Source organism: Methylobacterium sp. HJ2 (assembly GCF_056431005.1).
On sequence record NZ_JBWJYM010000008.1, the window covers coordinates 211,249 to 223,367 of the forward strand.

13 protein-coding genes are annotated in these 12,119 nt (G+C 71.0%); 3 read left to right on the forward strand and 10 right to left on the reverse strand.

Features of this window, described 5'->3' with window-relative positions; all coding sequences use genetic code 11:
- Positions 1-70 precede the first annotated feature (70 nt).
- The 10 genes from ACS5RC_RS19640 to ACS5RC_RS19685 form a co-directional block, all read right to left on the reverse strand.
- A complete protein-coding gene (locus ACS5RC_RS19640) occupies positions 71-1,234 on the reverse strand; it encodes a GGDEF domain-containing protein (protein WP_478345588.1) in 1,164 nt (387 codons plus the stop codon).
- Between the two features lie 141 nt (positions 1,235-1,375).
- Positions 1,376-2,806 (reverse strand): DNA repair protein RadA, encoded by a 1,431-nt coding sequence (gene radA, locus ACS5RC_RS19645; RefSeq protein WP_478345589.1) that lies wholly within the window; start codon positions 2,804-2,806, stop codon positions 1,376-1,378.
- Positions 2,807-2,840: 34 nt separating this feature from the next.
- Positions 2,841-3,947, reverse strand: coding sequence for an alanine racemase (alr, locus tag ACS5RC_RS19650; protein WP_478345697.1), 1,107 nt, complete (start codon positions 3,945-3,947; stop codon positions 2,841-2,843).
- A 5-nt stretch (positions 3,948-3,952) separates the two neighbouring features.
- Positions 3,953-4,774, reverse strand: coding sequence for a DUF29 family protein (locus ACS5RC_RS19655; RefSeq protein WP_478345590.1), 822 nt, complete (start codon positions 4,772-4,774; stop codon positions 3,953-3,955).
- A gap of 93 nt (positions 4,775-4,867) precedes the next feature.
- Positions 4,868-6,355 carry a replicative DNA helicase gene (locus tag ACS5RC_RS19660; RefSeq protein WP_478345591.1) on the reverse strand — a complete coding sequence of 496 codons (1,488 nt, stop codon included), beginning with the start codon at positions 6,353-6,355 and terminating at the stop codon, positions 4,868-4,870.
- Positions 6,356-6,592: 237 nt separating this feature from the next.
- A complete protein-coding gene (gene rplI / locus ACS5RC_RS19665; RefSeq protein ID WP_478345592.1) occupies positions 6,593-7,165 on the reverse strand; it encodes a 50S ribosomal protein L9 in 573 nt (190 codons plus the stop codon).
- 45 nt (positions 7,166-7,210) lie between these two features.
- On the reverse strand, positions 7,211-8,287 hold the full coding sequence (locus tag ACS5RC_RS19670) for a DUF2232 domain-containing protein (RefSeq protein WP_478345593.1): 1,077 nt from the start codon (positions 8,285-8,287) through the stop codon (positions 7,211-7,213).
- Positions 8,288-8,466: 179 nt separating this feature from the next.
- A complete protein-coding gene (gene rpsR, locus ACS5RC_RS19675; RefSeq protein ID WP_478345594.1) occupies positions 8,467-8,718 on the reverse strand; it encodes a 30S ribosomal protein S18 in 252 nt (83 codons plus the stop codon).
- A 3-nt stretch (positions 8,719-8,721) separates the two neighbouring features.
- Complete coding sequence (rpsF, locus tag ACS5RC_RS19680) at positions 8,722-9,183, reverse strand: 30S ribosomal protein S6 (protein ID WP_478345595.1); 462 nt, start codon at positions 9,181-9,183, stop codon at positions 8,722-8,724.
- A 271-nt stretch (positions 9,184-9,454) separates the two neighbouring features.
- The gene (locus ACS5RC_RS19685) at positions 9,455-9,829 is read right to left on the reverse strand and encodes a PH domain-containing protein (protein ID WP_478345596.1); all 375 of its coding nucleotides are present in this window, start codon (positions 9,827-9,829) and stop codon (positions 9,455-9,457) included.
- Between the two features lie 132 nt (positions 9,830-9,961).
- Between ACS5RC_RS19685 and ACS5RC_RS19690 the strand changes: the two genes are divergently transcribed.
- From ACS5RC_RS19690 to lepB, 3 genes are all read left to right on the forward strand, one after another.
- Complete coding sequence (locus ACS5RC_RS19690; RefSeq protein ID WP_478345597.1) at positions 9,962-10,717, forward strand: pyridoxine 5'-phosphate synthase; 756 nt, start codon at positions 9,962-9,964, stop codon at positions 10,715-10,717.
- Between the two features lie 7 nt (positions 10,718-10,724).
- A complete protein-coding gene (acpS, locus tag ACS5RC_RS19695) occupies positions 10,725-11,132 on the forward strand; it encodes a holo-ACP synthase (protein ID WP_478345598.1) in 408 nt (135 codons plus the stop codon).
- Positions 11,133-11,313: 181 nt separating this feature from the next.
- A complete protein-coding gene (gene lepB, locus ACS5RC_RS19700; RefSeq protein WP_478345599.1) occupies positions 11,314-12,114 on the forward strand; it encodes a signal peptidase I in 801 nt (266 codons plus the stop codon).
- Positions 12,115-12,119: the final 5 nt, after the last annotated feature.

A 12,119-nucleotide genomic window follows, 5' to 3' on the forward strand; every position in this document is an offset into this window, starting at 1 on the left:
GTATATCCTGCCGAACCTCAGCCGTCACCCTCGCTCGACGAAGCGCTCCGGGGGGTCGCCCACCGCGGCCTCACGCCGCCGCCGCGACGCCCGCGGGCTCGGAGACCTCCAGGCGGTTCCGGCCGAGCGCCTTCGCCCGGTAGAGCGCGCGATCGGCCGCCGCGAGCATGTCCGGCAGGTCGCGCACGCCCGATCCCGCCTGGACCAGCCCGATGCTGACGGTCGCCGGGATGCCGAGGTCGCCATCGATGGCGGCGGCGGCGAAATCGCGGGCGATGCGCTCGCCGAGCTGTCGCGCCGGGCCGCCCGGCCGGTCCGGCAGGAGGGCGGCGAATTCCTCGCCGCCCAGGCGGGCGAGGAGGACATCGGGCCCGACCGCCGCGCGGGCGATGTCGGCGAACAGCCGCAGCACCGCGTCGCCCGCCGCATGCCCGTGGCGGTCGTTGATCGCCTTGAAGTGGTCGAGATCGAAGGCGAGCAGCGTGACCGGACGGTCGGGGCCGAGCCCGGAGAGGGTCCGCGCGCCCCGCTCGAAGAAGCCCTGGCGGTTGGCGAGGCCGGTGAGATAGTCCGTCCGTGCATCCGCCAGCAGCCGCGCCTGCGCCTCCTCGCGGATGAGAGCGAGGAAGGCCATCGGCATCGCGACGGAATACAGCACGGCCTCGTACATCGTGGTCTTGGCGAGGATCGGCAGCACGCTCTCCCCGTACGACGCCACGAGGACCGGGGTGGCGAGCGCGCGGACTAGGTTGAACAGGCCGTGCCCGGCGAAGACCGCGGCGGCGAGCGGGCGCGAGCGCAGGCCCCGGGCCGTGCGGCTGCGGAGCAGCGTCCAGGCGGTCAGGCCGCAGGCGAGGGCGATCGGCAGCGAGGCGAGGTAGTTCCAGAACGCCGCCGGGAAGTGGCCGCCGGCAAAGGTCCAGACCAGGGCGAGGGCGGCCAGGGCGAGGGCGGGGCGCCCGACGCCGACGGGTCCGTCGAGGCGGGCGGCCCCGTGGCGGACGAGGAGATAGCCCAGCACCATCAGGAGATTCGTCAGGGCCGCGCCGCTGACGCCCGGAAAGGAGCCGCGGTTCATGGCGACGACGCAGCCGATGGCGAAGACGGCGTAGCTCGACGCCCAGATCCCGAGGATGCGGGCTCGCTCGGGGTGCGCCTGCCGCTCCCACAGCGTCATCCCGAGACCGACGAGGAGCGTGCCGATGGTCAGGTACCAGAGGGTGGGAAGGTCCATCTGCCTCTCGGCCCGGCCGTTGCACGGCCTCAGGTCTAGCCGGGCGGAGAAAAGGTTCCGTTACAATCGGGTCCCCCGGGCCGCAACCTCAGCGCATGGTCAACGAATCCCGCGCCGCGCGAGGTGGCCCGGCGCGACCCCTCAATCGGCCTCCTCGTAGCGCGGGGCGTTGCTGCGGCCGCGCCCGCCGCGCTTCGGACCGTTGGCGGCGATGCCCGCCACGAGGTCGGCGATGTGGCGCAGCGTCTCGGTGGCGAGTGCCTTGTCTGCGGTCTCGCGGCCCTGGGGCAGCAGGGCCTTGGCGAAGCCGAGCTTCTGCGCCTCCTTCAGCCGGGCGGAGGCCTGCGCCACCGGCCGGATCGCGCCGGAGAGCCCGATCTCGCCGAAATAGACGGTCTCGGGCGGCAGCGTGGCGCCCGAGAGCGACGAGACCAGGGCCGCGGCCACCGCGAGGTCGGCGGCGGGCTCGGTGATGCGCAGGCCGCCCGCGACGTTGAGGTAGACGTCGTGGCCCGAGAGCCGGATGCCGCCATGCGCCTCCAGCACCGCGAGCACCATCGAAAGGCGGTTCGGATCCCAGCCGACGACCGCCCGGCGCGGCATGCCCAGCGCCGAGGGCGCGACCAGCGCCTGGATCTCCACGAGGAGTGGGCGGGTGCCCTCCATCCCGGCGAAGACCGCGGTGCCGGCGGCCTGATGGTCGCGTCCGGCCAGGAACAGGGCGGAGGGATTGGGAACCTCGGCAAGGCCCCCGTCCGTCATCTCGAACACGCCGATCTCGTCGGTAGGGCCGAAGCGGTTCTTCACCGCGCGCAGGATGCGGAAATGGTGGCCCTGGTCGCCCTCGAAGGAGGCCACCGCGTCCACCATGTGCTCGACCACCCGCGGCCCCGCGATCTGCCCGTCCTTGGTGACGTGGCCGACGAGGATCACCGCCGTGCCGGTGGTCTTGGCGAAGCGGATCAGGCTCTGGGCCGAGGAGCGCACCTGCGTGACCGTGCCGGGAGCCGATTCGACGGTCTCGGTCCACATGGTCTGGATCGAATCGATGATCGCCAGCGCGGGCGGGCGCCCCTGCGACAGGGTCTCGACGATGTCCTCGACGTTGGTCTCCGCGGCGAGCTCCACCGCCCGGTCGGCGAGCCCGAGGCGCTCGGCCCGCAGGCGCACCTGCCCGACCGCCTCCTCGCCCGAGATGTAGGCGACGCGCTCGCCGGTGGCCGCCATCGCGGCCGAGGCCTGCATCAGCAGGGTCGACTTGCCGATTCCGGGATCGCCGCCGAGCAGGATCACGGAGCCGCGCACGAAGCCGCCGCCGGTGACGCGGTCGAGCTCGGCGATGCCGCTCGGGATGCGCGGCGCCTGCTTGGCCTCGCCGGTGAGGCCCTCGAGCGGGAAGACGCGACCCCGGGCCCGGGCCGGACGGGTGGCGACCGGTCCGCCCTGGGCGGAGCCGCCCGGCGTCTCCTCGACGATCGTGTTCCAGCCGTTGCAGGCCTCGCAGCGCCCGCGCCAGCGGTTATAGACCGCGCCGCAGGACTGGCAGACGAAGGTCTGGTGGATCTTGGCCATTCTGTCCGGCAGGTCTGGAGAGGGCTCGCGGCGCTCACTCTACATAATGGCGAACATACCGGGAACCCAGGCCGGTCAGGATCTCGTAGCCGATCGTGCCCGCCGCACGCCCCACCGCGTCCACGTCGAGGCCGTCGCCGATCAGCACGGCACCGGTGCCACGCCTTGCCTCGGGTGCCTCGGTGACGTCGAGGATGATGAGATCCATCGAGATCAGGCCGAGGATCGGGCAGGGCACCCCGCCGACGAGAGCATGGCCGCGCCCGCTCGCCGCGCGGGGATAGCCGTCCGCGTAGCCCAGCGAGAGGGTGGCGAGCCGGCGCGGACCGGGGGCGATCCAGGCCGCGTTGTAGCCGGCGCCTGCTCCCCCCTCGACAGTGCGGACCTGGGCGATCTCGGCCTCGAGCCGGACCACCGGCCGCATCGGGTTGGGGCGTCCCGGCGTCGGATTGCCGCCGAACAGGGCGTAGCCCGGGCGCAGCCGATCGTGGTGCGCGGCCGTGCCCAGGAAGATCCCCGAGGAATTGGCGAGCGAGGCGGGCAGGCCCGGGAACGCGCCGCGCGCGCGGGCGAAATCGGCGATCTGGCGGGCGTTGACCGGGTCGTCGGGCCGCTCGGCGCTGACGAGATGGCTCATCACCAGATCGATCCCGGCCTGCGCCAGACGCGGATCGCCGGCGAGCGCAAGGGCGTCGGAGAGCGAGAAGCCGAGGCGGTTCATCCCGGTATCGACGTGGAGCGCCGCCGGGTGGCAGCCGAGGGCGAAGGCCGCCCATTCGTCGAGCTCCTCCCGCGCGCCGAGCACGGGCCGGAGCCGGCTCCGGGCGAAAGCCTCGGCGGCGCCCGGAGGCAGCCCGTTCAACACGTAGATCGTCGCCTCGGGCAGCGCGGCCCGCGCCGTCTCGCCCTCGGAGAGATGGGCCACGAAGAAGGTCCTGCAGCCCGCGCGCCACAGAGCGCGGGCGACGGGGCCGAGCCCGCATCCGTAGGCGTCGGCCTTGATCACGGCCGCGCAGGGCGTGCCCGGCGCGCGGGCGCCGAGGCGGCGCCAGTTCTCGGCGATGGCGGACAGATCGACGGTGAGGCGGGCGCCGTGGCCGACCGGATGGCCGTCGGGCGTCGCGGATCGGGTTTCCGGCAGGCTGGTCAGGAATCCTCTCCCGGCAGCCAGGGGATCGGCCGCCTCATCAGCGTGTCGAGATCGTAGGGGCAGGCCTCAGGGAAGGTCTCCTCGTCGAGGCCGGTCTCACCCGCAGCGTCGATCCGGGCCCGGCGATAGGCCCTGGTCATGGCGGAGGGAAGCCGGGCCTTCAGGCTCGGATGCAGGTCGAGGAGGTCCTGCGCATCGAGGCGCCCGTTGCGGATGGACAGGGTCCAGCTGCGCGTGCGCCGGCCCGGCTGGCGATCCCACTTGAGGAGATGCAGGAGGGTGACGCGCAAGGCGCTCTCCAGCCGGCGATAGACTTCGTTGCCCAAGTCCTCGATCTCCTCGGCGAGGTTCAGGGCATCCAGGGCCGAGAACCGACCGCGCCGGATGAGCTGGGCTTGCTCGAAGGCCCAGGCATGGATGTCGCGATCGTGGAGGCTCGGACGGTCCTGCGTCCGGGCGGCCTGCGCGAGGCGGCGGGCAATCGGCTCGGCGTCGTGCGGGGCAGCGGCGACCGCGGCCAGCGCCGCCAGATAGGCCTCCGCGGGCGTGCCGTCCGGCCCGACATCGCCGACATGCGGCAGAACGGCGGACAGCACCGTCTCTCCCACGACCGGCAGGCCCGTCGCCGCGAGGCGGCCCGCGACCTCGAACACGCCGCGGTGCAAGGCCTGCGTCCAGTCTCCGCCCCGCAGGATGCGGGCGACGGACGGGTAGGTTTCGGGATGGGCGAGCAGGATGCCGATCAGCTGCCGCTCGCCCTCGTAGACATCGTTCAGGGTCGGCGGCTCGGGCGTCCGCCTCTTCGTCGCGAGCGCCACCGCGCGTCTCCGGTCGTTCAGGACCAGGGTAGGCTACCACAATCCGTGCCGGGGCTGGACCACCGCTGAAGCTGCCAGCGGTCCCCAGTGGTCTCACATCTGCTCGGGCAGCCGCTCGCTCTGCGCGAGGTTCGAGAAGCGGGTGATGTTGGCGTCGAACTGCAGCTCCACGGTGCCGGTCGGTCCGTGGCGCTGCTTGCCGATGATGACCTCGGCCTTGCCGTGGACGCGCTGCATCTCGGCTTCCCAGGCGAAGAACTCCTCGGTGCCCTCGCGGGGCTTCTTGTTGCCGACGTAATATTCCTCGCGGAACACGAACATCACCACGTCGGCGTCCTGCTCGATCGAGCCCGATTCGCGCAGGTCCGAGAGCTGGGGGCGCTTGTCGTCGCGGCTCTCGACCTGGCGGGAGAGCTGGGACAGGCCGATGATCGGCACGGCGAGTTCCTTGGCCAGCGCCTTCATGCCGGTGGTGATCTCGGTCATCTCCTGCACGCGGTTGTCGCTACGCTTGCCCGAGCCCGAGAGGAGCTGGAGGTAGTCGACGATCAGCAGGTCGAGGCCCTTCTGGCGCTTGAGCCGGCGGGCGCGGGCGGCGAGCTGGGCGATCGAGATGCCGCCGGTCTGGTCGATGTAGAACGGGATGGTGTGCATGTCCCGGGCGGCGTCGGTGATCTTGTAGAAATCCTCCGGCCGGATGTCGCCGCGGCGGATCTTGTAGGAGGGAACGCCCGATTGCTCGGCGATGATGCGGGTCGCGAGCTGCTCGGCGGACATCTCGAGGGAGAAGAACCCGACGATGCCGCCGTTGACCGTCTTCAGCGTTCCGTCTGCCTGCTTCTCGCCCTGGTAGGCCTTGGCGATGTTGAAGGCGATGTTGGTCACGAGCGAGGTCTTGCCCATCGCCGGGCGGCCCGCGAGGATGATCAGGTCGGAGGGCTGCAGCCCGCCCATCTTGGCGTCGAGGTCGGTGAGCCCGGTGGCGATGCCCGAGAGCTTGCCCTCGCGCTGGTAGGCCTTGGCGGCCATGTCCACGGCCGTGGTCAAAGCCTCTGAGAATTTCTGGAAGCCGCCGTCGTAGCGGCCGGCCTCGGCGAGCTCGTAGAGGCGCCGCTCGGTCTGCTCGATCTGATCGCGCGGGGCCTGCTCGACCGGGGCCTCGTAGGCGCCGTTCACCAGATCCTCGCCGATGGTGATGAGCCGGCGCCGGATGGCGAGATCGTAGATGGTGCGGCCGTACTCGCCCGCGTTGATCACCGTGGTGGCGTCGGCGGCCAGGCGCGCGAGGTACTGCATCACCGTCTGGCCGCCGAAATCGGCGTCGCCCAGATAGGTCTTCATGGTGATGGGCGTGGCGAGCTTGCCGGCCTTGATCAGCGAGACGGCGACCTGGAAGATCTGCTGGTGCGCCTCCTCCATGAAGTGCTCGGGCAGCAGGAAGTCCGAGATGCGGTAATACGCGTCGTTGTTGACGAGGATCGCGCCGATGAGCGCCTGCTCCGCGTCGATGTTGTGCGGCTGAACCCGGTACTCCGCCTGCACCGCTTCGAGCTTGGCCGTCAGGGCATTCGGCAGGGCCATCGGCTCGTTCCTCCGGCGCGTCCCGCTCGGGCCGCGCTCATCCAAGATCCCCAGGACCATGGCACCGGTAAGGTTGACCGATGCTTAGCCGGACCCGCCGGCGGCGGGATCGCCGACGCGCGAACGCCCGCCGCTCGGGTGAGCGACGGGCGTCCATGCTGGAACAAATAAGGAACCTGTCAACCCTTCGGGCCGATCGTCCCCGTTCTCCACCGGAATCCGGTGCGTGGCCGGGCCTCAGCCGCGGTCGTCGGCACCCTCGCCGGCATCGGCCAACGCCATGCCGACCTCCAGGCCGAGGTCGTCGAGGTTGAAGGCCTCGCGCTCGGTGACCGATTCGCCGCGGGCCTGACGCTCGGCCTCCTCGGGGCTGCGGGCGACGTTGACGGTGATCTTCACCTCGACCTCGGGGTGCAGCGACACCGGCACAACGTGCAGGCCGAGCGTCTTGATCGGCTGGTTCAGCACGAACTGCCCGCGATCGACGCTGAAGCCCTCCTTGGTGACGACCTCGGCGAGGTCGCGGGTGGAGACCGAGCCGTAGAGCACGCCGGTCTCACCCGACTGGCGGATCAGCACGAAGCTCTGGCCGTCGAGCTTCTCGGCGATGGCCTCGGCCTCCTTCTTGCGGTCGAGGTTGCGCGCCTCGAGCTGGGCGCGCTGGGCCTCGAAGTGCTTCTTGTTGGCCTCGGTGGCGCGGAGCGCCTTGCCGCGGGCGAGCAGGAAGTTGCGGGCGAAGCCCGGGCGGACCTTCACGGTCTCGCCCATCTGGCCGAGCTTGGCCACGCGCTCAAGCAGGATCACGTCCATCGGTATCGTCCTTCTCTCAGATGATTCGCTCTCGGGCGAAGGGTCTCAGGCCGCCGGGCCGCCGCGGGGGCGGGCCTTGGGTCGATCTTGGGGTCGGCGACGGTTGAGGGCGGTGTCGGCGAGGCCGAACAGGGTGAGGGCGACAAGGGCGATGCCCTGCGTCACGAACAGGATCACGTAGAGGCCGATCAGCAGCGCGCCGCGCCCGGGGCGCCCGCGGCTGCGATCGTGGAAGGCGGCCAGCCCCTGCAGGGCGAAGACCGCGCAGAGCGAGCCGACCAGCGCCGTGCCGAGGACGCCGGCATAGCCCGGCGCGAAGGTGAGGACGATGGCGACGCCCATCAGGCCGAGCATCGCCCGCGGCATCGCCGTCGCCGGCAGGTCCGGCCAGGGGCGCAGCAGCCGGCCGGAGATGCGCACGATCCGCGCCGAGGCCCAGAGATAGAAGACGAGAAGCAGCGCGAGGCCGGTCGCGGCGACGCCCGGGACGATCTGCGCCATCGCCTCGGCCAGCTCGGCCTGGAGATCGGTCCGCCGCACCTCGGCCGCGTCCGTGCCCGCGCTCTCGCCGGCCTCCGGCGCCGCGCCGGCCTCCGGCTTGGCGACCTCGGATCCGGCGGTGCTCGGCGCGGGTCCGCGCTCGCCGAGCTGCATGCGCACCATGCTGGCGGCGATGCGATGCATCTGCGTCCGGTAGGATTCGTAGCTCGGCGAGGACAGGAGCGCGATCGCCACCACGGCGCAGCCGGCCGTGGCTCCGATCCAGCCGAGCAAGCGGCCGGTCGGGTACCATTCCAGGGCTGCGGGCTCGGAGCCAGGCCGGGCCTCCTCGGGCGCCGGGCGGCCGAGCATGGACAGGTAGGCGAGCCACCACGCGGGCAGCGCGAGATAGGCGGCGAAGCCGAGCCCGAGGGAGGGCGAGACGATGAGGGCGAGGGCGAGGCTGCCGGTGACCGCGGCGGCGAGCGCTGCACGGTGGCTCCAGCCGAGCCCGACGATCAGGATCGGCAGCGGCGAGATCAGGTTGAGCAGGAAGGCGAGCGTCGTCCCCTTCAGCAGCACGCCGAACAGGAGGGCGGAGACGAGGCCCGCGCCGATACCGATGCCGAGATACTGCGTCACGTCACACCCGCTGTCCCGCCGGTCCGCGTCCTACGGCCGGGGTTAGGGGCGCGATCCGCCCCAACGATCGAGCGAGGGCACCGCGCCGTCGCTCTCTGGATCTGGTGGGACCGGTCCGGGACGAACCCGGGCCGGTCGAATTCAGATACCGCGCGGGAGCATGACGCTCCCGCCGGATCCTACTTGATGACGTAGGGAAGCAGGCCGAGGAAGCGCGAGCGCTTGATCGCCTGGGCGAGCTCGCGCTGCTTCTTGGCCGAGACCGCCGTGATGCGGGACGGGACGATCTTGCCGCGCTCCGAGACGTAGCGCGACAGGAGCTTCACGTCCTTGTAGTCGATCTTCGGCGCGTTGGCGCCGGAGAAGGGGCAGGTCTTGCGACGCCGGAAGAACGGACGACGGCCACCGCCGCCAGCAGCACCGAAGGCCATGACTTAGTTCTCCCCGAAGTTGCGCTCGGACCGGTCGCCCCGGTCCCCACGGTCGCGGTCGCCGCCGAAGCCGCCGCCACCACCACCGAAGCCGTCGTCGTCGCGACGGCGCCCGCGCTCGCGATCCTTGCGGTCGTCGCGGTCGCGCTTCTGCATCATCGCCGACGGCTCCTGCTCGAGCTCCTCGACGCGGATCGTCATGAAGCGCAGCACGTCTTCCGAGATCTGCATCTGGCGCTCCATCTCGGCGACGGCCGCCGGAGGGGCGTCGATGTTGAGGAGCGTGAAGTGCGCCTTGCGGTTCTTCTTGATACGGTAGGCGAGGGACTTGACGCCCCACATCTCGATCTTCTCGAGACGCCCGCCGTTCTGCTCGAGGACACCCTTGTAGGTGTCGATCATCGTCTCGACCTGCTGAGACGTGACGTCCTGGCGTGCCAGGAACACGTGTTCGTAGAGAGGCATTACGGGCCCTTCAGCGTGACATGGGCCCAGGCGCGTTCCTTGGAACGCCGGGCCGGTTCATTCGCGGGTCGCCCGGCGCCAAGCCCTTCGAGCCGTTGTGATGGCCCGAGCGGTTGATCGAAGGCGGAGACACGGGACGACGGGGCGAACCCCTGCGCCGGCAAAGCGGCACCGTCCGTTCAGCCCCCGGCCGGAGCGAACGCGAGGGGCGGCCCTTAAGGGGTTTTTCGCCCGCTGGCAAGAGCGGGCCGACGGCGCAAGCGGGATCGCGTCACCTCAACGAGGACGCGATGGCCTGCTGGATGCCCAGAATGTCGGCGCCCCGGCGCAGCGTCCGCTGGATCGGCTCGGCCCGGCCGGAGACCCAGATCTTCAGCTCCGAATCGAAATCGAAGGTGCCCGCCGTCTCCACGGAGAAGCTGGTGATCGCCCGGTACGGGACCGTGAGGTAGGAGACCTTGCGGCCGGTGAGCCCCTGCCGGTCCACCAGGATCAGGCGCCTGTCGGTGAATACGAACAGGTCGCGGATCACCCGGAAGGCGATGCGCACGGCCTCGCCCTCGGTGAGGATGCCGGCCATCTGCTCGTCGACCTCCCGGGGCGCGAGATCGCTGCCGTGGCCGAGCAATCCGTCGAGAAAACCCATGCGCCCCTCCCTCGGTCTGCCGCGGCGTCGCGGCGACCGGCGCGATGTGGGACTTGCAGGCCCGCGCCGCAAACGACAGGTGAGAGAGCGCGCGCCGCACGCGAGCGGTGGAACACAGGCCCGACGAGATCCATGCCCGCACCCGCCCTGCGCCTCGGCGTCAACATCGATCACGTCGCCACCGTGCGGAACGCCCGCGGCGAGGCCTATCCGGATCCCGTCCGCGCGGCGCTCGTCGCGGAGGAGGCCGGGGCCGACGGCATCACCGCGCACCTGCGCGAGGATCGCCGCCACATCCGCGACGCCGACATGCGGGCCCTGAAGGCGCGGCTGCGCGTGCCGCTAAATTTCGAGATGGCGGCGACCGACGAGATGGTCGCCCTGGCGCTGGAACTGCACCCGCACGCCGCCTGCCTCGTGCCCGAGAAACGCGAGGAGCGCACCACCGAGGGCGGCCTCGACATCGTCGGCGGCCGGGCGCAGCTCGCGCCGCAGATCCGGGCGCTGTCCGAAGCCGGCATCCGGGTCTCGCTCTTCGTCGAGCCGGAGCCCGCGGTGATGGAGGTCGCCGCTGCCCTCGGCGCACCGGTGGTGGAGTTGCACACCGGCCGCTACTGCGAGGCGGCCGTGGCCGGCGACGCCGCCGGCACCGCGCGGGAACTCGACCGCATCGCCCGCGCGGCCCGTCACGGCGCCGGGCTCGGCCTCGAGATCCATGCGGGCCACGGCTTGACCCTCGCGAGCGTCGGGCCGGTCGCCGCCCTCCCGGAGATCCGCGAGCTGAACATCGGGCACGCCGTCATCGCCGAGGCGATCTTCGTGGGCCTGGCCCAGGCGGTGCGCGACATGCGCGCCGCGCTGGAGACCGCGCGGGCGGCGGGGCGATGATCCGGCGATGATCCTCGGCATCGGCACCGACCTCTGCGACATCCGCCGGATCGCTCGCTCGCTGGAGCGCTACGGCGAGCGCTTCACCCACAGGGTCTTCACCGAGGGGGAGCGCGCCAAGTGCGACCGGCGCGCCGCCCGGGCCGAGTCCTATGCCCGGCGCTTCGCCGCCAAGGAGGCCTGCGCCAAGGCGCTCGGGACCGGCCTGTCGCAGGGCGTGTTCTGGCGCGACATGGAGGTGGTCAACCTGCCCGGCGGCCAGCCGACGCTGCACCTGACGGGCGGCGCCCTGGACCGGCTGCAGGCGATGCTGCCCGCCGGCCACGCGGCGCGCCTGCACCTCACCCTCACCGACGAACCGCCGCTCGCTCAGGCGTTCGTGATCGTCGAGTGCGTGCCGGTGGGCACATCGTGAGCGGCCGCGCGCGTTGCGGGCGGGCTGCGCTTGGTCTAGACCCCGGCTTTCAGCGGACACGATTGCGGCGCGTGCCTCAGCTCAACCCGATGGCGACCAACCGTGGCCGGGCCGAGCTGGAATCGGTGCGGGCGAGCGTGTTCGGCCGACCCGGGACGGGTGCGGCGACGGGATCGAGCGGATGGAACACGCGCGCGTGAATCAGGACGGCAAGCAGGGGCTGAAGAGCACCGAGACGAGTGCCTGGGCGAGCACCCGCGAGACCCTCAAGGTCGGCATCCAGGCCCTCCTGATCGCACTCGTGGTGCGGACGCTGCTGTTCCAGCCGTTCAACATCCCTTCCGGTTCGCTGGTGCCGACGCTGCTGATCGGGGACTACCTGTTCGTCTCGAAATACTCCTACGGCTACTCCAAGTACTCACTGCCTCTGAGCGAGTACATCCCGATCAAGGCCGACGGCCGGGTCTGGGCGGCCGAGCCCAAGCGCGGCGACATCGCGGTGTTCAAGCTGCCCAAGGACAACGCGACCGACTACATCAAGCGCGTGATCGGCCTGCCCGGCGACAAGATCCAGATGATCGACGGCGTGCTCAACATCAACGGCAAGCCGGTCAAGCGCGAGCGCATCGCCGATTACGAGACGATCGACCCCTACGGCCAGGCCACCAAGGTGCCGCAGTACAACGAGACCCTGCCCAACGGCGTCGTGCACCACGTGATCGAGCGCGACGGCGACAACGGCTTCTGGGACAAGACCGAGCTCTACACCGTGCCGGCCGGTCACTACTTCATGATGGGCGACAACCGCGACAACTCCACTGATTCGCGCGATCTCGCCAATGTCGGCTACGTGCCGTTCGAGAATTTCGTCGGCCGCGCCGAGATGATCTTCTTCTCGATCGACGAGGGTACGCCCGCGTGGCAGATCTGGAACTGGCCCGCCAAGGTGCGCTGGGGCCGGCTGTTCAGCACGATCCACTAGAGCTG